We start from the raw sequence: 20447 nt of genomic DNA on the forward strand, positions 1-20447 counted from the left end.
TGAGGTGGGATTTTTTTATCTTTATCTCAAAACAAAATTATATGAAAAGATATATAGTCATAATACTAGTTTCATTATTGTGTATTAATTGTAAGCAAAAGACTTCTGCACAAGAGCAAGTTCAAGAAGTAGTTGCTACAACTTTTGCAAAAACAAAGACTTCAGAAGTTGAACGTATTATGAACTTTATGGCAAGTGATGAGTTGGCAGGTAGAGACACCGGAAGTGAAGGATTAGAAAAAGCGGCAAAGTTTATCGAAAAAGAGTTTAAAAAAAACGGCATTCAACCTTTTTTTGAAACCTATAGAGATGTTTTTGATGTAGGAGGAGTAAAAACATATAATGTGGTTGGCTATTTAAAAGGTTTAGATGAGACCTTGGCTAACGAATTTGTTATAATTGGAGCACATTTTGATCATATTGGTACAACAAAAGGAGTGAATGGTGATACAATTGCCAATGGAGCAAATGATAATGCCGCTGGAACTACAGCAGTAATCTCTTTAGCAGAGAAGTTTTCGCAATTGAAAAATAATAAAAGAAGTATTCTTTTTGTATTGTTTGGAGCCGAAGAAAAAGGATTGTTGGGGTCTAAGTATTTGGCAAAAGTGTTAAAGGAGAAGAAAGTGAGTCTTTATACAATGGTGAATTTTGAAATGATAGGAGTGCCTTTGAAAGATAAACCGTACAAGGCATACATTACAGGATTCAATAAATCAAATATGGCCGATAAAATGAATGAGTATTCTGACCTGAATGAATTTATAGGTTTTTTACCAAAAGCTAAAGAATTTCAATTATTCCAAAGAAGTGATAACTATCCGTTCTATAAAGAATTTAATGTGCCTTGTCAGACTATTTCTACGTTCGATTTTACTAATTATGAATATTACCATCATGTCGATGATGAGGTGTCTGAAATGAATTTTGAGTTTATGGCAGAATTGATAGATGACTGTATTCCGGTAATTACAAAAATGGTCACAACTCCTAACAAGGAAATTAAACTCAACTAATTTTCATTCTTTTATAGTATATGAAAAATATTATTATCACAGGAGCTAGCAGAGGTATAGGTTTTGAAATGGTCAAACTTTTTGCAAATGCCGGATATCAGGTATTAGCTTTGTCTCGAAATGAAAAACCTGTTGCCTCAATTCGACATGAAAATATACATACATTTCCATTTGATATATGTGAACAAGATGATTTACAAAAGATGGTAGCTTTTATTTCTCAAGAATGGAAGCGGGTTGATGTTTTAATTAATAATGCAGGTAGGTTATTGAATAAGCCTTTTAGCGAGATTTCTACGCTAGAGTTTGAAGAAGTGTATAAGGTTAATGTGTTTGGTGTAGCTGAAATTACGAAGCAGGTATTACCCTATATGAAATCTGGAGGTCATGTGGTTACAGTAAGTAGTATGGGAGGAATTCAAGGCAGTATGAAGTTTCCTGGTTTAGCTGCGTACAGCTCAAGTAAGGGTGCTGTAATTACATTAAGTGAACTCTTGGCCGAAGAGTATAAAGACAGCGGTATCGCTTTTAATGTATTAGCCTTAGGAGCTGTACAAACCGAAATGCTGGAAGAAGCTTTTCCGGGATATAAAGCGCCCTTAAGCGCATTAGAAATGGCAACCTATATCAAAGATTTCTCTCTAACTGGAAACAAATTCTATAACGGAAAAGTACTTCAGGTATCAAGTAGTACTCCTTGATTTTAAATAATATCAGTGCGCGATAAGGTTTCTAAAAACCTGCCACGTTAACATTTTGCATATTGAGATACTGATAAAATTGATCTACGGTAAGTATTTTCTTTAATTCCTGATTCTGAAAGTATATCAAATTACTAATATTTTTTGATTTTTCTTTTGCTGATACCTTGGATTGCAGGACTTTATTTGCTTTTACAGAATAATCAAATACGATTTTTTGAACTACCTTACTCGCGTTGATAGTTAGATTGAGTTCTTTCTGTAATTCTATTCCTTTCTCTATTGCTAATTTTCGCAAGATTTTTGTTTCTTTTTCTTGCTGTTTTTGTTGTAGTTCTTGCTCTTCAGTTTGTGCTATGGCACTAATGCTAATAAAAAGAACGACTATAGTTATCAATGTTCTCATAATAAATAAACCCTTGCGTTTGTGTTAAAAAAAGTTGAGGTTCTAAAAGTATTAATAATTGATTAACAACGGGTTGAAAAATGAAAATACTCGATAAATGTTAATTTTTTTTCGTCAAAAAGCTGAAATTTGATGGTTTTTTGCGCGATAAAAGGATGTAAAACCGTAAAAATTAATATTGCAATCCGTTATGATTTGCAATTTGCTAATACCAAATTCCTTATGGTTTTCTTTGAAGATAGTTCAGTAAAAGTAAAATCAATATAGTAGGTATATTTGTTCTTTACCTTTGGAGTAGCCTTAGAGGCTTTTAATCGAATTTGGTAATCATCGTTTTGGTATGTTTCTGTCCAAAAACTACCCGGTTTTCGCACTTTGGACCTTGGATTTTTAATTGGGATTACATATTTAGTGGTGTTTTTACCTAGCTGTAGAATTCCATTTTGATTATCCTTAAAACGCCCAAAGTATAACTTCTTATAAGGAGTGTTTATGGCATTTACCATAAATAAACAATCACATGCATTAATTTCTTCCCACGTAAAACTTAGATCCCTTATCGTGAATCTTGCTACATGTTTTGGGTCTTTTATTTTAGGCGAATTCTGATTTGAGATGTTGGGCTTTTCAACGGTTTCAAAAATTACTTTGGTGGTTTTAAAAATTTCTCCATCCATCTTTATATCTGATGTTTTGATAATGGTGGTAAGAGTATCAATTTTAGATTCAAAAGTTACTTTTGTTTTAACGGTTTTAACTGAATCAGAAATAACAACAAAAGGTTCGATAAGCTCTACTTTTTTGACTACGGCGCTATCCTCAAGAAATATTCTGTCTTGACCTGTTTCTATTATGAAATCTGGATATGCTTTTGTTAAGGTTTTTTGATCAATATACTGTTGAAGTTTTTGTGTGATTAATATAGAGTAGGCATCTTCTTTAGAAATAGAAGTGATTTCATCCACTATTTCTGAAGCTTCATTTTCTTTCATATCGATTTCTCTCGAAGGATTTTTTGAGCATCCCAGAAATATGATGATAAGTATGCTATAGACAAGCTTTAGCTTCATGATTTTACTCTAAATTTTAATTTAACAATTTGTCCTTTCGATTTTCTTGATTCGATAATTTCGATATTTTTAAGGTTTTTAGTTGGTGTTGTTAATGTATTAATGAAATTTTCTTTAGTGTATATTTCAATTCCTAATCCATAGGGAAGCACTTGAAAAATAGTGACATCATCAGAAATCATTTTTGATAATTCTTTTCTTCTTTTTTTCCAGTCTTCAACTTTGCCATTAGCATAATAATGTAGCATCAAAGCATAATCATCGGTTTGAATTTTCAAATGCTCATTTGTTTTGGAAGAAGCAATGCGATAGATGGTATCTGTTTTGTGGTAAGGTGATTGTACTACAAAATGAATATAATCATCAGAGGTTTTCCAAGAAAAGCATCCAGTGCTATCACTTTTTATTCTAAAAGGAGATTCTTTATCATTTAGAATAGTAATATCGATTGGCACCCTTGTAATAGGCTGATTTCTATCTTGATCAATAAAGCAAAAGCTAAAGCTGTGCTTTACTGGGATAATAAAGTATGCAATTAACAATACTAAAGAGCCAATGGATATAAACCAAAGCCATTTGGGGATTTCATAACTCCTCTTGGCGGGAGAAGAGTTGGTGTGCTTGACCTTGAAATCATTCCAATTGGTATACCCGCAATATTGGGATAGTATATTCAAAATATCGATTCGCGGTAATTTTTCTGAAGAATTTTTAAAATAACTGTAAAACGATTTTTCACTAATACTGGCTTTAGTCTCTTTTTGTAAATCTTCCTGAAACGTAATAATATCTTGTCCTTTCCATTCAGAAATATCAAAACTTGAAGCAGCATTATGTTTTAAAAACCGTTGGGTAACAGCCTTTTTAAGTAAATCGAATTGTATTTTGTCTTCAGGAGTAATGGTTATATATCTTTAATAATGAGTTGTTTGTAATTTGTAAAATAGTTTACAATGAGTTTACAAAAGTTATACCATCAAAAAAACGCGTCTCTCAATAGGTTTGCTTTCATATTAACAAGATAAAAATAATAAAGATGAAATCGAACAAATTAAATGGTATAAAAGAAATATTACTGATAGGAACATTGATATTGAGTTTTTCTTGCTCCAAACAAGCGAATACATCTGAAATGTTGATGCTGGATGAAACAGGTGAAACCCCAAGCTTAAATACGTACGAAGCTAAACGTACAGAACCTCAAGAAAGAGAACATAGTAATACGACTATTAAAATCATAAAAAATGCTACCTCAAGGATGAAGGTTAAAAGTGTTGAAGAGGCAACTTGGCAGGCTAAGCAAATTGCAGCAGAGTACCAGGGGTATGTTTCTGATGAGCGCTACACAAATACCAATCATACTAAAGAAAATCGATTTACAATAAGGGTGCCTCAGAAACATTTTGATACTGTATTTGAAAAAATATGCAAAACCGCAGAATTTGTAGAGCATAAAAATATATCTACAATTGATGTCACCGAAGAGTACGTTGATTTGAATGCCCGATTAAAAACTAAACTCGAAGTAAAACAACGATATGAAACTATCTTGCGCACTAAGGCTAAAAATGTTGAAGATATTTTAGCCACAGAAGAAAAATTGAAAGATTTACAAGAAGAGATTGAATCTGCTCAGGGGCGATTGAACCATTTAAGTTCTCGAGTTGTTTTTAGTACAATTCAGCTAGATGTATACGAACTTGTTATTCCTAAGGAAGAACCAGAACAATACACACCAGGTTTTTTAGATAAAGCAAAAGTTGGATTATCTTTTGGGTGGTCTTTGATTCAAAATTTTGCACTTATTTTGTTCTACATCTGGCCATTCCTCGTATTAGGGCTGTTAATTTTTGTGTATTTTAAATGGATACGAAAGTGAAAATAATGAATTAGGCGTGCTGCAATGGTACGCTTAATTTTGTATTTTGCGCAGGTGAAGCAGATACTTGCAAGATATATACCCGAACGTGCTGTAGAACCTGCATTTGACTTAATAGTTAAATGTAATGTACATCTTAAGATAGTTAATGAACGAGTTACACGTCATGGTGATTATAGAAAAACTGCAGATGGGAGACATCAGATTACGGTTAATGCTTCACTTAATAAATATCGGTTTCTTATTACATTAATTCATGAGATTGCACATTTAGTTGCTTTTGAAAAATATGGGAGATATATAAAACCCCATGGGATAGAATGGAAAAGAACTTTTCAGCAATTGATGCTGCCATATATTAATCCAGAAGTTTTTCCTTCTAAATTATTGCCGGTTATTGCTCATCATTTTAAAAACCCCAGAGCAAGCAGTGATACTGATGAAAAATTGTCTTTAGTACTTAAACAATATGACCCTGCAAATGATAAAAATTATATCTTTGAATTGCCTTTAGGTAGCACATTTAGGCTGTATAATGGAAAGATTTTTAAAAAAGGTAATAAAAAAGTAAAAAGGTACGAATGTGTCGAGGTAAGTACAGGAAGAACCTATCTTTTTAATCCTAATGCCGAGGTCGAATTATTGAATTAATTATGAATAAAAATTATTATGCCATATTAATGGCAGGTGGAGTTGGGTCTAGATTTTGGCCAGTAAGCACTTCTGATTTTCCGAAGCAGTTTCATGATATGTTAGGAACAGGGCAGACTTTAATACAATGCACGTTTTCTCGTTTATCAAAAATAATTCCTAAAGAAAATATATTTATACTTACTAATGAAAGGTATAATGATTTAGTTCTTCATCAATTACCAGAGGTTGAACAAAGACAAGTGGTTACTGAACCTGCAATGCGTAACACTGCCCCATGTATTTTATATGCGGCAATGAAAATTCAAAAAGAAAACCCGGATGCAGTAATGGTTGTTGCACCAAGTGATCACTGGATCGAAGATGAGCATGCTTTTGTTGAAAATTTACAACAAAGTTTTAAAGCTTGTTCTCAAGACAATATTTTAATGACTCTTGGAATCCAACCCACATTTCCGAATACAGGATATGGGTACATAAAATATCAGAAAGGGGAGAACGCAATTAAAAAAGTAACTCAGTTCACTGAAAAACCAGATTATAAAAAGGCTAAAGAATTTTTAAGTGATGGTACGTATTTATGGAATGCAGGAATCTTCATTTGGAGTGTAAATAGTATTGTAAATGCCTTTGCAGAATTCCAGGAAGAAATGACCGCATTATTCAAAAAAGGACTGGATACGTATAATACTAAAGAAGAAAAAGCTTTTATACAAGCAAATTATGCATTGGCAGAAAATATTTCCATAGATTATGCTATTTTAGAGAATGCTGAGAATGTTTACGTACTTCCAGCAACATTTGACTGGAATGATTTGGGTACATGGGGGTCGTTATATGATAAGCTGGATAAAACAGAATCTAATAATGCTGTGGTTAATGCCCGGGTTCTATTACAGGAAGCATCGGGTAATATGATCAGAACTTCTAAAGATAAAATTGTAGTTGTTGATGGATTAGAAGATTATATTATAGTGGATAAAGAAGAAGTGCTTTTGATTTATCCGAAAAAGAAGGAACAAGACATCAAAGAAGTACTTAAAAAAGTGAAAGAAACATACGGAGAAAAATACGGATAAAACCAATGGAAGAAAATACGAATCAACCCATTTCTCAGGAAGAGGTATCTGAGACTGTAAAAAGAGATGCGAAAGGTCTATTTGCAAGTATAAGCAAGTTTCTTAGAGAGTTATTAAATATTAGAACAGAAACAGATAAAGATCAAACCATTGAGGATGTAAAAAATGATATCCCTTTTAAGGGGCATACTGCCTGGATTCTTGTTTTCTCGGTTTTTGTTGCATCAATTGGGCTTAATGTAAGTTCTACCGCTGTGGTGATAGGTGCGATGTTAATTTCACCATTAATGGGGCCTATTGTTGGGGTTGGACTAGCTATTGCAATTAATGATATTGATACCTTAAGAAGATCGTTGGTTAACTTAGGGGTTATGGTTGGGCTTAGTGTAATAGCAGCGACGTTATACTTTTGGGCTTCTCCTTTAACAGAATTAACTCCAGAACTTGAAGCGAGAACAGCACCAACTATTCTTGATGTACTCGTGGCAGTATTTGGTGGTTTGGCGCTCATTGTGGCCAAATCCAAAAAAGGTACGATGCCTAACGCAATTGCAGGAGTAGCAATTGCTACCGCATTAATGCCGCCGTTGTGTACAGTAGGGTATGGTATTGCAGTATGGGAACCCGATTTTTTCCTTGGTGCATTGTACTTATTTAGTATAAATGCCATTTTTATTGCGCTTTCTACCTTTATTGTGGCAAAATTATTACGTTTTCCAATGCTTAGATATGCTAATTCAGCAAAAAGAAAACGCACAGCGCAATTAGCGTCTTTGCTAGCAGTCTTGGCAATGATACCTGCGAGTTATACATTTTATACAACTTTACAAGAAAGTAATGCTGAACGTGATTATTCTCATTTTTTAGAGGATGAAATCAATACAAATGAGAATCTGTATCTACGCAAAGATTTCTATAATTATAATGAAAAAACCATAAAACTATACTTTGATGGGGAGATCCCTGATGCTGTAGTGAGTGATCTTAAAAATGAAATCAAAAAATATAGTCATATAGGTGATTTCGAATTAAGTGTTAATGGAAATAAAGCACGAGGATTGGACCAAGTATCCAAAGCTTATGATAGAGCAATAGTTGAGTTGGATAGAATTGAAAAAGAGAATGACAAACTCTTAGATGAAATAGAAGATCTTAAAATACAAATCGCCGGATTAGAAACCAACCTTAGAGAAGCCAATAAAGTGGTTCCAGTAGAAGTTTTACCTTATTTTAGTATTTCTAAAGATGCAAAAATTCGTTTTCCAGATTTGGCAGAGTTAGGATATGGTGAGGTATTACGATCTAATTTCTTAAAAGTAGACACCGTAAAAGTAATTTTTCCTAAATGGAAATTTCAGGTATCTGATAGCTTAAATAATATTAGAGTCAATTCACTGCAAGAATGGATCACTAAGGAAATGAAGGCGGATACGTTGTATGTAGAGTAAAATGTTCTAGTGTATATGGGTGTCTATGGAAGTTTATATCCTCTAAATGTGAAAAAGCTGGAAGATAGAATCATTCCGGCAATGAAAACAGGAGATTTTTCTAGGTTACTACTAACGGATAATAAATATACGCCTTCTATTCTTGAAAATCCAGAATTATGGGTGGATAATGCTACGTATTTAGATCAAACATTTCAAAGTATTATACCAGAAGCATGTATTAGTGAAAAACTAAGAGTAAATCAAATGCAAGTATATGGTTATGAAAAGTACGTTGCATTTTTTGAGACCATTATTTCTTCCGAATGTATAGATGAGAATAACGAGTTTTACTATGGAAAAGATCGGCTAACGTTCATGTTTTCTGATAAAAATAAGAATGAGTATACATCAAAATCATATGCTTACGAAACCCTACTTAAACTCGACGGGCCATGTTTTTGGACTCATAATAGCGGAGGATATAGAGAAGGAATACGAGGATGGATCGATACTTTTGAAGCTCAGTTACTACTTGAAGATTTAGATAGTGTGGTTTTAAATTCAGATTTTTATAAGAATCAAGACAAAAAAGAAGAATTTAGAAAATTTTTAGAAAATGTGGTGCGGTGTGGCTATGGGGTTTTGAACGGAGGTGATATTAGATTTGTGAAAATTAAATAATTGGTAAAATATTTAGAGTATGAGGTTAGAGCTTATGCGGGTTATCGAGTTAGATGATAAGATTCTATTTTCAAAAGTTCAATAAGTTTTAGGTATTTGTATATATTAAAAAGTCGAAAATAAATTTCTATCCATATATTTACGCCCTAATATCAATAACTGAGTACTTATATTCATAGTACAACGTTTTGCATTTCAAGTTTACAAAAAACCAAATCTAAATATGAAAGAACTACAATTTCCAGTCAAACTTGTCTTTAACATTACAACACTATCTAATGATTTTACAGCTAAAGATGTTAATGGTAAAAATATTTCCTTATACAAGCATTGCTAAAGATTCAAAAATTCTTTTTCCAGATTTGAAAGAACTCGGTTGTGGAAAAGTATTACACTCTAATTTCTTAAAGGTAGACACGGTTAAGGTACTCTTTCCAAAAAGGAAATTTCAGGTATCAGACAGTTTGGATGCGATTAGGGTAAATTCACTTAGCTAATGGATCACCAAGGAAATGAAGGCGTATACGTTTTATGTAAAGTAACTCATTAAGGAAATAATATTAATCTTGATTTCCTCAAAGAAACATTTTGTTTGGTTATTACATACACTTAAAAATCCTATTATTTATAAAATCATAAACATGAAAAGATATTTTTTACTTTTTTATTTTCCATTTTTAGCCTTTATGGCTTGTTCAGAAGAAGAAAACTTGCCAGAGGAAAACTTTGAAGATCTAAATGTTATTTATGCTTCAAAGGCTCCCTATTTTTTTAAAGCAAGTCCTGATTGTTCTATTAATCGTTTCCAAATTCAGAATCTAATTGATATTGCGTCAGATGAAAATAAGTTATTAGTTATTGAAAAAGATACGTATTGCATCGATAACACAATATATATACCTTCCAATATTGAAATAGATTTTAGTGGTGCCACTATTGAAAGAATGATAAGTGCTTTAGATTCTGTGTATGGAACTGATACAGTTTTTGATATGCTCGCTAACAAGGATTTAGCCGGAAATTCTAATATCGTATTGAAGAATCTGAATATTGAAGGAAATTATTACAAAAAAGATGGTTCGGTACATGAAGACTGGACAATGCATGATGTACATAGAAGATTTTCTGGAATTTTATTGAATAACTCAAGTGATGTTCGATTAGAAAAAATCACAATTACGGAAACAGTTAATGGAGAGCAACATGATATAAAACCTGCTGCAGGTTTGTTTATCAATAATTGTGAAAACATAGTTTGTGAAAACGTTAATACCTATGATAATGTAGGGACCGGAGTTATTTTTAATGATTCGAATTATATAACAATTAATAATAGCCGAACTGAAAATAATTTTGGTAGTGGGATAGGGTCATCTAATTCAAATTATTGCAATTATACCAATATCCAAAGCTCATCTAATGGTTTAGAATATTATAGACAAAGAGATTTGGGTACTCAAAATTTGGGAGGATTTAGATATACAGGCATATCTGTAAATGGAATGTATAGTAAAGTAAATAATATAACCACTTCAAGATCTACTGGTTCAGGACTTAATATTGGTCATAAGAATAATCCATCAGATTTTGCTATCGTTGATAATATTCATTCTTATGAAAATCTATTAGAAGGTATAACCGTTGTTGGTTCTAAACAGATCTTATTGTCCAATATTCATTTGGAAAAAAACGCAAGAAATAACCTTTATATTTATAATGGAGCATCAAAAGTTCAGGTTACTAATGCGATTATTCATGGATATTATAATAGGAATAATATTGTCACAGGAGGTAATGGAATTAAAATTGCATCTGGAGGAGGTCACAGTATTGATAATTCTTTAATTTATGATAACTATAAACATGGGGTCGAGATTTTTAATGTTTCTGGAGGAGTTTCGATAGGATCTGGAACTTATGTGTATAATAACGGAAGAAATACTTCGACAGGTACTGAATTTGCGGGAATACTATTGAATAACTCGCAAAATTGTTATATAAATGGAGCTAAAATATTTTGTGATCAACCACAAGGTTCTAAGACCCAGGACTATGGTGTTAGAGTTGACGTTGGCGGAAATCACAGTTTGATATATGCAGAGGTTTGGGGTAACTTAGTTGAAGATATATATCAAGTAAATGCGTTTAATGTTAGAATAATTAATTAAAAATAAAATAACCTCATATACTATAAGAGGCAATAATATAGTTACACTAGAGGGCAATTATATTTTTATACAGTAATAAATCGTTACAAAAAACCAAATCTAAATATGAAAGAACTACAATTTCCGGTCAAATTTGTCTTTAACATTACAACACTATCTAATGATTTTACAGCTAAAGATGTTAACGGTAAAACTTTTGCATATGTAAAGCAGAAAATGTTTAAACTTAAAGAAGCGATTACGATTTATGAAGACGAGACAAAAGCAAAGGTAAACTTTACCATTAAAGCAGATAAGTGGATCGATTTTTCTGCGGCGTATAGCTTCACTGATAGTAATGGTCAAGAAACTGGTAAAATTGCACGTAAAGGTTGGGCATCACTATGGAAAGCAGAATACGAACTCATAGATCAAAACCAAAAACTTCAGTATCATATCAGAGAAGAAAATGGGTGGGTAAAAGTCTTAGACTCTTTATTAGGGCAAATACCAGTATTAAGTATCCTAACCGGATATTTATTTAACCCATCTTATAAAGTGACTAATCTAAATAATGAAATGGTGGCTAGACTTAAAAAAGAACCTTCATTTTTTGGAAGAAGATTTCAAATATCAAAATTAAAGGACATTGATGCAGATGATCAAGAGAGAGTAATTCTTGGATTAATGATGATGATTTTACTAGAAAGACGAAGAGGATAATACAGCGATTATGGTTTAATACATTGTTTATATTCTATAAAATATGTTCTTATGAAAGGAATGATCATGCTCATATTGTTTTTTAGCTTTACATTAATAGGTTATTGTCAAAACTCAGATACTATGAAGTTACCCTATGAACAGATCCCTGAAGCTCCAGATGATTATACTTCGGGGAATGTTATTGCAAGATTTATTGATGGTCTTGGATATCGTTATTATTGGGCTACCGAAGGTCTTACTGAAAAGGATTTGCAATTTTCTCCTTCTGAAGAAGCGAGAACTACTTTGCAAACGATAGAACATGTGTATGGGTTGTCTATAGGGATTCTTAATGCACCACAAAATCTTCCCAATATAAGAACTACTGATACACTCAATCTTTCTTTTGATGAACTTAGAAAGCAAACGTTACTTAATTTAAAAAAAGCGAGTGCGTTGTTTTCTGGTAAATCGGCAGAAGAAGTATCCAAGTATAAAGTGATTTTTCAGTCTAAAGAGAAAACAAGAGAGTTTCCATACTGGAATATGATAAACGGGCAAATATCTGATGCCATTTATCATGTTGGACAAATTGTTTCTTTTAGAAGATCATCAGGTAACGCCATGAACTCAAAAGTAAGTGTGTTTTTAGGTAAAACCGGAAATTAAAATCACATTCCAAAAATGAAATAATAGTAATCAGGCTAAAGGTTAAGATGTTAGGTTATCAATATTAGGATGCGAAAAAGTTTAGTGGTGTTTAATTCTATATCATTAAAGACCTTTTAATTGTGCATCACGCACTTTTTTGAAGAGATTAGAGGAGTATACAAATTCGGTTACTGCTTTATTGTCAGTTTTAAAGATTTGAGTCTTATCACCTTCCCATTCTAAATACCCGTTTTTAAGGAAAACAATTTTTTCTCCGATTTCCATAACCGAGTTCATATCATGAGTATTGATCACAGTTGTGATGTCATTTTCTTCAGTAATTTCTTTAATTAGATTGTCAATTACAATAGCTGTTCTAGGATCTAATCCAGAGTTTGGTTCATCGCAAAAAAGGTATTTTGGTCGAGTAACAATGGCTCGGGCAATAGCTACACGCTTTTGCATACCTCCACTAATTTCTGAAGGTAATTTCTTTTCTGCATTTTCTAAGTTCACTCTATGGAGTACCTCATGAACTCTTTCCAGCATTTCTTCTTTCTTCTGTTTGGTAAACATCATAAGCGGAAACATTACATTTTCTTCTACAGTCATAGAATCAAACAATGCGCTTCCTTGAAAAACCATGCCCATTTGTTCTCTAAGATCCCTTTGTTGTTGTTCGTTAAGCTCAGAATAAGTAGAGCCATCATAACAAATAGTACCTTGTTCTGGAGTAAATAAGCCAAGCAAACACTTTAGGAATACAGTTTTACCACTACCGCTGGTACCGATAATTAAATTGGTTTTACCACGATCAAAAGTAGTAGTGATACCTTTTAGAATTTCTTCGCCATTAAAACCTTTATGTAGACCTTTTACTTCTATCATTAGCTTAATAGTAATTGAGTGAGTACATAATTAGAAATAATAATGACTACAGTTGTCCATACAAAGGCAGAAGTACTTGCTTTACCTACCTCAAGGGCTCCTCCTCTCATGTAATATCCATGAAAAGATGGTATTGTAGCTAATAAAAACGCAAATAAAAAGGTTTTTATAAAAGCATATACCAGATGATACGGAATAAACTCTTCTCGTAAACCAGTTAAGAAATCAGTACTAGATACAAAACCACCATATACCCCAGCTATATAAGCCCCGAATATTCCTGTAAACATAGCTATAGCAATTACAAAAGGATATGTAAACATTGCTATAATTTTAGGGAAAATCAAGTAATTAAGCGAATTGATTCCCATTACCTCCAGAGCGTCAATTTGCTCAGTAACTCTCATGGTACCAATACTTGATGTGATAAATGACCCCACTTTACCAGCCATAATAACTGAAATAAAAGTCGGAGCAAACTCAAGAATAACCGATTGTCTTGAGGCAAAAGCGATAAGTTTTTTTGGAATCAAAGGATTCGTTAAGTTTAGAGCAGTTTGTATCGCTACTACTGCTCCAATAAAGAATGCTAGAAATACGGTAATTCCTAAAGAACCTATGATTAAGTCATCGATTTCTTTAAATATTAAATTCCTGATTACAGAGCCCTTAGTCATCCTACTAAAAACTCCTTTAAGCATTAAAAAGTAACGACCAATATCGTCTAGATAAAACATTCCTTAAAATTAGAAAGGCTAAAATAGAAAAAAAAATATCCATAACATTTAACCTTGTATTAAAGTTTTACATTTGCACAAATAGCTATTTTACATAAATCCTAAAAAAATAATGATGAAGAAAGTGTTTCTGATTATTGTTAGTATAATCTTTGTTTCAGGTATTGCCCAAGAAAAACGCACAATTAATAGTTCACCAAAACTCGTGGTAGGTATCGTAGTAGATCAGATGCGATATGATTATATAACACGTTTCTATAATCGATTTGGAGAAGGAGGGTTTAAGCGAATGATAAATGAAGGGTTTAATTGTAAAAACAATCATTTTAATTATGTGCCAACGTATACAGGACCTGGGCATGCATCGGTATATACAGGAACAACTCCTAGAAATCACGGTATAATTTCTAATCATTGGTATGATAAATTTAGTAAAGAAACGGTGTATTGTGCTAGCGATTCGTCTGTTAAAGCGGTGGGATCTGATAACGACATGGAAAGAATGTCTCCTCACCGAATGAAGACGACAACTGTAGCAGATCAAAATAGATTACATACACAACTAAAAGGAAAAACCATCGGAATTGCAATTAAGGACCGTGGAGCAATCCTTCCGGCAGGGCATACTGCAAATGGCGCGTATTGGTTTAGAGGTAAGGATGAAGGAAAATGGATTACCAGTACATATTATAGAAATGAATTACCAGATTGGGTTAAAAAATTTAACGAATCGGGTAAGGCAAAATCGTATTTCAAAGAGTGGAATACATTGTATGATATAAATTCCTATTCTGAAAGTGGTGCAGATAAAAATAATTTTGAGGCGGGGTATAAAGGAAAGGAAATGGCTACTTTTCCTTACGACCTGGCAAAATTAAAGGATCAGAACTCCGGATACGATATTATTAAATCATCTGCATATGGAAATAGTTTGACCGCAGATTTTGCTATCGAAGCAATTACAGGTGAGCAATTAGGGGCTGATGAGGTTACGGATTTTCTAACTGTAAGTTTTTCTAGTACCGATTATGTGGGGCATAATTTTGGGGTAAATTCTAAAGAAATTCAAGATACATATTTACGTTTAGATCTAGATTTAGAACGATTTTTAAGCGCGCTTGATCAGAAAGTGGGTAAGGGGCAGTATACCATTTTCTTGACAGCGGATCATGGGGCGGTACATGTGCCATCCTATTTGAAATCACTTAAAATTCCGGCTGGGTATTTTAAATTTGATGTATTTAAAGCTAAGGTTGAAACATTTGTGAAAAATACATTTAAGGTTGATGGCTTGATTGAAGATATATCCAATAATCAGGTGTTTTTTAATTATGCCACTTTGATGAAAAATTCAATAAGTGCTGAGGATTTACAAGACGCAATTGCACATTTTGTATTGCAAGAAAATCAAATAGATAAGGTGTTTACCAGAAAACAACTTGAGTCTACCAATTATACTTCGGGTATTGAGGCCCTAATACAAAAGGGATATAACCAAAAAAGGAGTGGAGATGTAGTTGTAGTTTTGGATCCAGCAACAATATCATATTCTCGAACAGGTTCTACTCATGGTAGCGGGTTAACATATGACACGCATGCTCCATTATTGTTTTTTGGATATGGAATTAAAAAAGGGAGTACTACTCAAAAAACGTACATTACCGATATTGCTCCTACAATTTCGGCTTTGTTAGGGATCACTTTTCCTAATGGAGCAACAGGGGATGTGTTGCCTTTTGTATTAGACTAATGGTGAATTGAGTCAAATTTTTAATAATTAGATATTTACCAATCTGAACCTGTCAAAGATTATTTGTTTTTGAACGGTTAAAAACTTTGACAAGCTCAGTTTGACAGCTTTTGTTTAATTTCTTCCTGCTAGTACACCACCGTCGGTATCCCAAATGGCACCGGTTACCCATGAGGCTTGATCAGATAAAAGAAAAGTAATACTATTTGCTACATCCTGTGCAGTACCATTTCTTCCTATGGGATGAAAATTATTAAACCCTACCAATGCTTTTTTTGCTTCTTCGGCAGTACCAAAAACATTATCATAAACCGGGGTTTCTACCACTGCAGGTGATACTGCATTAACACGAATGCCATGATCTGCTAGCTCCATTGCTAAGTGCTGAGTGAGTGAGTGTAGCCCAGCTTTTTGCATAGAATATGCCGAAGAAGGAGTGGCTTTTACAGCTTGTTTTGCCCACATCGATCCAACATTTACGATTGATCCACTATTGTTTTCTTTCATCTTTTTGGCTGCTGCCTGTGTGATAAAAAAGAACCCTCTATTAAGATCCTGATACGAATCATAGTCTTCTACGGTGTGATCTAAAAATGCCTTCGGGCCAAAAATTCCTGATGCATTTACAAGATAATCAAGATGATCTAATTGAGCGATATTGTCAATTAGTTCTTTCACACTTTCAGAGTCTGTAATATCTGCTTGATATTTAATAATATTATTTGCATCTGGTATTTTAGATATGTTCCTTCCTACTACGTGTACTGTAGCTCCGCCTTCGAGTAAAGTATTTACGGTAGCTCTACCTATTCCACTAGTGCCACCTATTACTAATGCTGTTTTGTTGTTAAATGTATTCATTTTTGTAGTTTTAAATTATTAATAAACGAACAGACAAGTCTGTCTTTATTTGATTAAATTTTTTTATTGCAATATGTTTTTGCATATGGTTAAACCTGCATTTATAGGCCATTTGCTTTGATGCAGTTTGCTTTCAGAAATTGAGCCTTCGTATATTAAATAAATCTGTCTGGCGAGCTCTTCATTTTTTTGATCGGAATTTTGATTGTGATTTTTTTCTACAATGCTTTTTATGAAGGATACGAACTCTTCTTTCTGATTTTGAATCTCTTTTCTGATTTTCTTATTTTCTTGAGGAATTTCTACAATAGTATTAAGGCACCAACAACCATTAAAATCTTTTTGATCGAAGAACTCTTTTAGAAAATTAAACAATGCATAGAGTTGGGCTTTTCCTTTTTCGGTATTATTTACGAAGTTTTTAATGTCTTGTGTAAATATATCGTTACGATATTTAAGGTACGCTAAACAAATATCTTCTTTAGAAGCAAAATGATTATATAAAGTTGCCTTTGCGATTCCGGCTTCTTTAATAATTTCATTGATACCGGTAAGGTTATATCCTTTTCTGTAGAATAAATCGGAAGCCGTTTCAATTACATGTTGTCTTACTAAAGAATGTTTCATGAGGTAAAAATAATAAAAAAACACAAAAACAGACAAGTCTGTCTGTTTTTAAAATTACTTTAACATTAAACGATATAATACCTTACTTAAATAGTCTGTTTTTTATGTTATTCCAGCGTAGTTTTCGAATAAAAACACCTTCGTCTTTAGAAACAAGAAAAGATTGTTTTTCTTTTTTGGCTTTAAAAAAACCAGCTAAATAGTCTAATATAAGCCGCGGTTGCTTTTTAAGTAACGCTAATTTGATCGAAGCAATTAAAGTAATCCAAAAGCCATAACGTATGCGGTAGAAGGCTTCTCCTTGTTTGTATTTGGCTTTTGGGTTATAGGTGTCACCTGTTGGTTTTAGATGTTTTACATGTAGAGATGCATCAGTTTTAATTTTCCAATTGTGATATTGAGCAAGTAATTCATCCACAGTATCCCAGCCCATAGCTGGTTTTAAACCATTGATATCATTAAAACAATCTTTCCGATACGCTTTTAGAGCTCCACGAATATGATCTTTATTGGTTAGACTCTCTAATACCCATTTTTTATTTTTCTCTATATAACAAAACCCACCAACCATTCCTATATTAATATCCTTTTGAAAATGATTTACTATTTTTTCTAAATAGTCCAAAGGAAAAATAAGATCTGCATCAAACTTACATATGATATCATAGTCCGTATCCAGAATTTGATATCCTTGATAGAAAGCGTTAATCACTTTGCTACCAGGCATATGATCCTTTGAAGAGTTTGTTTTTATTTGCGTTATAAAAGTATAGTTACTAGCAAATTTATTGATGATGTTTTCGGTATTATCTGTAGAATTATCATTAACCACAATGATCTTTTTTGGAATACATGTTTGCGAAGCAAGAGATTGGAGTGTTTGAGAAATAAAACGCTCTTCATTATGTGCTGGTATGATAATAGCTACTTTCAAGATTGCACCAAATTGGTTTTACTGTTTTCTTTCTGCATATACAATATAGTACCTAGGGGTAAAAAGCCGTAATAATGGTCTAAGTCCAATTTTCTTAACTGGGTGTGTCCATTTTTGACGATCTTTAATTTCCCAACCGGCTTTTTCCAACAGCCAATCAAATTGCCAATCTTCAAATTCATGATAATGTCTATCCCAAGGATCTGTTTTGCTTCGATATGCTGGAGAAAACCATAATTTGAGTGGGATTGAAGCTACTAATTTATTAGCTTTTATGTCTCTTAGTACATTAAAAGGAGCAATTAAGTGTTCAAAAATTTCAAATGCTGTAACAATGTCAGCATCACTGTTTTTAACAGTGTTAGCATCAAGATCTAGATCTTCTCCAGAAGTGTTGGATACCGTATATCCTTCTTTTTCCATAAATTCGACAAAAGGGTTTCTTACACCCAAGTCAAGTATTTTTGATGGCGTATTGGTGTTTTTTCTAAGAAATTCTAATGTGTTTTTATATCTTTTATGCGGAAAAGTTCCTTCGTACATAGTAGTTAGATCAATAATTACGGTTGTAAAAATAGACAATTACAAAGATTACCTTCAGCTAAACGTATAGAATTTTATATGGGATCTTAGTTTTGATAAAGAAAGGCGTTAATATTCATGCCTGCTCCCACACTAGCAAACAATAAAAGATCACCTTTGTTAATAGATTGGTTTTGTATTTTATTATTTAAAATGAGATCATATAATGTAGGAATGGTCGCAACACTGCTGTTTCCAAGTTTTTGAATACTCATAGGCATAACACCTTCAGGAACTTCTTGGTCATAGAGTCCGTAGAATCGTTTTACAATAGCTTCATCCATTTTTTCGTTGGCTTGATGGATAAGTATTTTCTTTACATCGGTAATATCAAAATTGGTTTTGTCTAGGCAAGCTTTCATTGCTAGAGGTACGTGGTTTAAAGCAAATTCGTAGATTTTTCGTCCATGCATTTTGATATACTTATTATTGTCATCAGAAGTGTTGTTGTATGTTTTTCCAAAGAATAGAAAATTACTTTCTTCTAACGTGTAGGATGCACTTATAGTAGAAATTATACCTCCTGTATCTTTGGTAACTTCAAGAACTGATGCTCCGGCACCATCGGAATAGATCATAGAATCCCGGTCGTGTCTATCTACTACACGAGAAAGCGTCTCTGCGCCAATTACTAGACACTTTTTGGCCATATCGCTTTTAATAAAGGATTGTGCTTGTATTACTCCTTCTATCCATCCAGGACATCCAAATAATACATCATAAGCTACACAATATGGATTTTTTATTTTGAGTTTATGTTTTACTCTGGCGGCTAGACTTGGTACTGTATCAGCTTGAGAAGAGTTTTTGTCTACATCACCAAAATTATGAGCGACTATAATATAGTCCAAAGTTTCCGGGTCAATTTTAGCATCTTCGATTGCTTTTTCTGCAGAAAAAAATGCTAAATCAGAAGTATTTTGTTGGTTAGAAGCGTATCTACGCTCTTCAATACCAGTTATTTTCTTGAATTTCTCTATAATTACGTCTGTAGAGTGCTGTATTTGGTCACCGTTTTCACTAAGAAATAAATGATTTTCAAAATCCTCATTCTTCTCAATCCCTCTGGGAATATAGCTTCCCGTGCCAGTTATTTTGATACCCATCACTTTTAATTTTGTTTTCTATGATAAGGTACGAATTAAAAAATCATATGTTATGCGCGCATAGTATAATTTACGATGCCTAACACGATTTTTAAAAATTAGAAAAGGGTTTGGATAAGGGTTATTTTATCTTTATTTGCATAACAGTTGCAATAGAAAGGGCTCTTGTTTTGATAAGATTTGCTTTTTCTCCTTGAAAATGTGTGTCTACAGTAGTATTGAATAGTGATAACCAAGCCTCATAATGAATTTTTTGTAGCTTTTTTTTAACACTTAGATTTTTATGAATTTGAAGAACATTCTTTTTGTAATTTCCTTTTCTGAATATCTGCTGTTCCCAAAAGTCAGTAATTTGAGGAAGATGATTTTTTAGATCTATTTTTGCTATTTCCGTAAAGAATACTCCGATCAGAGGATCTGCGAATGCTTCATTATAAAAAGCTTTCATTAAAAACTCAATATCTTTTCTGGAAGTAATGTCTTTCACAATGTAATAGGTATGAATAAAAAGAGGCAACCTTTACAGTTACCTCTTTTTTATTTTAT

At 32.8% G+C, this 20447-nt stretch carries 22 protein-coding genes; 11 read left to right on the top strand and 11 right to left on the bottom strand.

Annotated features, from left to right (window positions below; all coding sequences use genetic code 11):
• Positions 1–41: 41 nt before the first annotated feature.
• Together JJQ60_RS16170 and JJQ60_RS16175 are read left to right on the top strand one after the other, a co-directional pair.
• Complete coding sequence (locus JJQ60_RS16170; RefSeq protein WP_201922662.1) at positions 42–1016, top strand: M20/M25/M40 family metallo-hydrolase; 975 nt, start codon at positions 42–44, stop codon at positions 1014–1016.
• A 20-nt stretch (positions 1017–1036) separates the two neighbouring features.
• Complete coding sequence (locus JJQ60_RS16175) at positions 1037–1717, top strand: SDR family NAD(P)-dependent oxidoreductase (RefSeq protein WP_201922665.1); 681 nt, start codon at positions 1037–1039, stop codon at positions 1715–1717.
• 31 nt (positions 1718–1748) lie between these two features.
• Here the strand turns inward: JJQ60_RS16175 and JJQ60_RS16180 are convergent, their stop codons facing one another.
• The 3 genes from JJQ60_RS16180 to JJQ60_RS16190 form a co-directional block, all read right to left on the bottom strand.
• Complete coding sequence (locus JJQ60_RS16180) at positions 1749–2123, bottom strand: hypothetical protein (RefSeq protein WP_201922668.1); 375 nt, start codon at positions 2121–2123, stop codon at positions 1749–1751.
• 188 nt (positions 2124–2311) lie between these two features.
• Positions 2312–3193 carry a hypothetical protein gene (locus JJQ60_RS16185; protein ID WP_201922671.1) on the bottom strand — a complete coding sequence of 294 codons (882 nt, stop codon included), beginning with the start codon at positions 3191–3193 and terminating at the stop codon, positions 2312–2314.
• The gene (locus tag JJQ60_RS16190) at positions 3190–3870 is read right to left on the bottom strand and encodes a hypothetical protein (protein WP_201922674.1); all 681 of its coding nucleotides are present in this window, start codon (positions 3868–3870) and stop codon (positions 3190–3192) included. The genes JJQ60_RS16185 and JJQ60_RS16190 overlap by 4 nt, the downstream gene beginning before the upstream one ends.
• Before the next feature lie 359 nt (positions 3871–4229).
• Between JJQ60_RS16190 and JJQ60_RS16195 the strand changes: the two genes are divergently transcribed.
• The 8 genes from JJQ60_RS16195 (at position 4230) to JJQ60_RS16230 (ending at position 12434) form a co-directional block, all read left to right on the top strand.
• Positions 4230–5072, top strand: coding sequence for a DUF4349 domain-containing protein (locus tag JJQ60_RS16195; protein WP_201922677.1), 843 nt, complete (start codon positions 4230–4232; stop codon positions 5070–5072).
• Positions 5073–5126: 54 nt separating this feature from the next.
• Complete coding sequence (locus tag JJQ60_RS16200; protein ID WP_201922679.1) at positions 5127–5723, top strand: SprT-like domain-containing protein; 597 nt, start codon at positions 5127–5129, stop codon at positions 5721–5723.
• Between the two features lie 2 nt (positions 5724–5725).
• Positions 5726–6802: a mannose-1-phosphate guanylyltransferase gene (locus tag JJQ60_RS16205; protein ID WP_201922681.1), complete on the top strand. Its 1077-nt coding sequence runs from the start codon at positions 5726–5728 to the stop codon at positions 6800–6802.
• A 5-nt stretch (positions 6803–6807) separates the two neighbouring features.
• A complete protein-coding gene (locus tag JJQ60_RS16210; protein ID WP_201922686.1) occupies positions 6808–8250 on the top strand; it encodes a DUF389 domain-containing protein in 1443 nt (480 codons plus the stop codon).
• A gap of 48 nt (positions 8251–8298) precedes the next feature.
• Complete coding sequence (locus tag JJQ60_RS16215) at positions 8299–8913, top strand: hypothetical protein (RefSeq protein WP_201922688.1); 615 nt, start codon at positions 8299–8301, stop codon at positions 8911–8913.
• A 641-nt stretch (positions 8914–9554) separates the two neighbouring features.
• Positions 9555–11081 carry a right-handed parallel beta-helix repeat-containing protein gene (locus JJQ60_RS16220; RefSeq protein WP_201922691.1) on the top strand — a complete coding sequence of 509 codons (1527 nt, stop codon included), beginning with the start codon at positions 9555–9557 and terminating at the stop codon, positions 11079–11081.
• A gap of 105 nt (positions 11082–11186) precedes the next feature.
• Positions 11187–11783 carry an LURP-one-related/scramblase family protein gene (locus JJQ60_RS16225; protein WP_201922693.1) on the top strand — a complete coding sequence of 199 codons (597 nt, stop codon included), beginning with the start codon at positions 11187–11189 and terminating at the stop codon, positions 11781–11783.
• A gap of 123 nt (positions 11784–11906) precedes the next feature.
• The gene (locus tag JJQ60_RS16230; RefSeq protein ID WP_236669155.1) at positions 11907–12434 is read left to right on the top strand and encodes a hypothetical protein; all 528 of its coding nucleotides are present in this window, start codon (positions 11907–11909) and stop codon (positions 12432–12434) included.
• 105 nt (positions 12435–12539) lie between these two features.
• Here the strand turns inward: JJQ60_RS16230 and JJQ60_RS16235 are convergent, their stop codons facing one another.
• Entirely contained in the window at positions 12540–13304 is a 765-nt protein-coding gene (locus JJQ60_RS16235) for an ABC transporter ATP-binding protein (RefSeq protein ID WP_201922698.1), read from the bottom strand.
• Positions 13304–14041: an MlaE family ABC transporter permease gene (locus JJQ60_RS16240; RefSeq protein ID WP_201922702.1), complete on the bottom strand. Its 738-nt coding sequence runs from the start codon at positions 14039–14041 to the stop codon at positions 13304–13306. The genes JJQ60_RS16235 and JJQ60_RS16240 overlap by 1 nt, the downstream gene beginning before the upstream one ends.
• A 115-nt stretch (positions 14042–14156) precedes the next feature.
• Here JJQ60_RS16240 and pafA point away from each other — a divergent pair, with 115 nt between their 5' ends.
• Positions 14157–15791, top strand: a complete 1635-nt coding sequence (gene pafA, locus JJQ60_RS16245; protein WP_201923131.1) for an alkaline phosphatase PafA — start codon at positions 14157–14159, stop codon at positions 15789–15791.
• A 114-nt stretch (positions 15792–15905) separates the two neighbouring features.
• Here the strand turns inward: pafA and JJQ60_RS16250 are convergent, their stop codons facing one another.
• From JJQ60_RS16250 to JJQ60_RS16275, 6 genes are all read right to left on the bottom strand, one after another.
• Positions 15906–16652, bottom strand: a complete 747-nt coding sequence (locus JJQ60_RS16250; RefSeq protein ID WP_201922705.1) for an SDR family NAD(P)-dependent oxidoreductase — start codon at positions 16650–16652, stop codon at positions 15906–15908.
• A gap of 63 nt (positions 16653–16715) precedes the next feature.
• Positions 16716–17279, bottom strand: a complete 564-nt coding sequence (locus JJQ60_RS16255; RefSeq protein ID WP_201922708.1) for a TetR/AcrR family transcriptional regulator — start codon at positions 17277–17279, stop codon at positions 16716–16718.
• Between the two features lie 82 nt (positions 17280–17361).
• Positions 17362–18213 (bottom strand): glycosyltransferase, encoded by an 852-nt coding sequence (locus JJQ60_RS16260; protein WP_201922712.1) that lies wholly within the window; start codon positions 18211–18213, stop codon positions 17362–17364.
• Between the two features lie 18 nt (positions 18214–18231).
• A complete protein-coding gene (locus JJQ60_RS16265) occupies positions 18232–18756 on the bottom strand; it encodes a class I SAM-dependent methyltransferase (protein WP_201923133.1) in 525 nt (174 codons plus the stop codon).
• Positions 18757–18842: 86 nt separating this feature from the next.
• The gene (locus JJQ60_RS16270) at positions 18843–19901 is read right to left on the bottom strand and encodes a 3-oxoacyl-ACP synthase III family protein (protein ID WP_201922715.1); all 1059 of its coding nucleotides are present in this window, start codon (positions 19899–19901) and stop codon (positions 18843–18845) included.
• 121 nt (positions 19902–20022) lie between these two features.
• Positions 20023–20388: a group III truncated hemoglobin gene (locus JJQ60_RS16275; RefSeq protein ID WP_201922719.1), complete on the bottom strand. Its 366-nt coding sequence runs from the start codon at positions 20386–20388 to the stop codon at positions 20023–20025.
• Between the last annotated feature and the right edge of the window lie 59 nt (positions 20389–20447).

This window comes from Aquimarina mytili, from assembly GCF_016735115.1.
GTDB lineage: Bacteria > Bacteroidota > Bacteroidia > Flavobacteriales > Flavobacteriaceae > Aquimarina > Aquimarina mytili.

What these genes read in the sequence shown, in the direction of transcription:
- JJQ60_RS16170 (WP_201922662.1), top strand. Translation starts at nt 42, where the DNA reads ATGAAAAGATATATAGTCATAATACTAGTTTCATTATTGTGTATTAAT.
- JJQ60_RS16175 (WP_201922665.1), top strand. Translation starts at nt 1,037, where the DNA reads ATGAAAAATATTATTATCACAGGAGCTAGCAGAGGTATAGGTTTTGAA.
- JJQ60_RS16180 (WP_201922668.1), bottom strand. Translation starts at nt 2,123, where the DNA reads ATGAGAACATTGATAACTATAGTCGTTCTTTTTATTAGCATTAGTGCC.
- JJQ60_RS16185 (WP_201922671.1), bottom strand. Translation starts at nt 3,193, where the DNA reads ATGAAGCTAAAGCTTGTCTATAGCATACTTATCATCATATTTCTGGGA.
- JJQ60_RS16195 (WP_201922677.1), top strand. Translation starts at nt 4,230, where the DNA reads ATGAAATCGAACAAATTAAATGGTATAAAAGAAATATTACTGATAGGA.
- JJQ60_RS16205 (WP_201922681.1), top strand. Translation starts at nt 5,726, where the DNA reads ATGAATAAAAATTATTATGCCATATTAATGGCAGGTGGAGTTGGGTCT.
- JJQ60_RS16210 (WP_201922686.1), top strand. Translation starts at nt 6,808, where the DNA reads ATGGAAGAAAATACGAATCAACCCATTTCTCAGGAAGAGGTATCTGAG.
- JJQ60_RS16220 (WP_201922691.1), top strand. Translation starts at nt 9,555, where the DNA reads ATGAAAAGATATTTTTTACTTTTTTATTTTCCATTTTTAGCCTTTATG.
- JJQ60_RS16225 (WP_201922693.1), top strand. Translation starts at nt 11,187, where the DNA reads ATGAAAGAACTACAATTTCCGGTCAAATTTGTCTTTAACATTACAACA.
- JJQ60_RS16230 (WP_236669155.1), top strand. Translation starts at nt 11,907, where the DNA reads ATGAAGTTACCCTATGAACAGATCCCTGAAGCTCCAGATGATTATACT.
- JJQ60_RS16235 (WP_201922698.1), bottom strand. Translation starts at nt 13,304, where the DNA reads ATGATAGAAGTAAAAGGTCTACATAAAGGTTTTAATGGCGAAGAAATT.
- JJQ60_RS16240 (WP_201922702.1), bottom strand. Translation starts at nt 14,041, where the DNA reads ATGTTTTATCTAGACGATATTGGTCGTTACTTTTTAATGCTTAAAGGA.
- pafA (WP_201923131.1), top strand. Translation starts at nt 14,157, where the DNA reads ATGAAGAAAGTGTTTCTGATTATTGTTAGTATAATCTTTGTTTCAGGT.
- JJQ60_RS16250 (WP_201922705.1), bottom strand. Translation starts at nt 16,652, where the DNA reads ATGAATACATTTAACAACAAAACAGCATTAGTAATAGGTGGCACTAGT.
- JJQ60_RS16255 (WP_201922708.1), bottom strand. Translation starts at nt 17,279, where the DNA reads ATGAAACATTCTTTAGTAAGACAACATGTAATTGAAACGGCTTCCGAT.
- JJQ60_RS16265 (WP_201923133.1), bottom strand. Translation starts at nt 18,756, where the DNA reads ATGTACGAAGGAACTTTTCCGCATAAAAGATATAAAAACACATTAGAA.
- JJQ60_RS16270 (WP_201922715.1), bottom strand. Translation starts at nt 19,901, where the DNA reads ATGGGTATCAAAATAACTGGCACGGGAAGCTATATTCCCAGAGGGATT.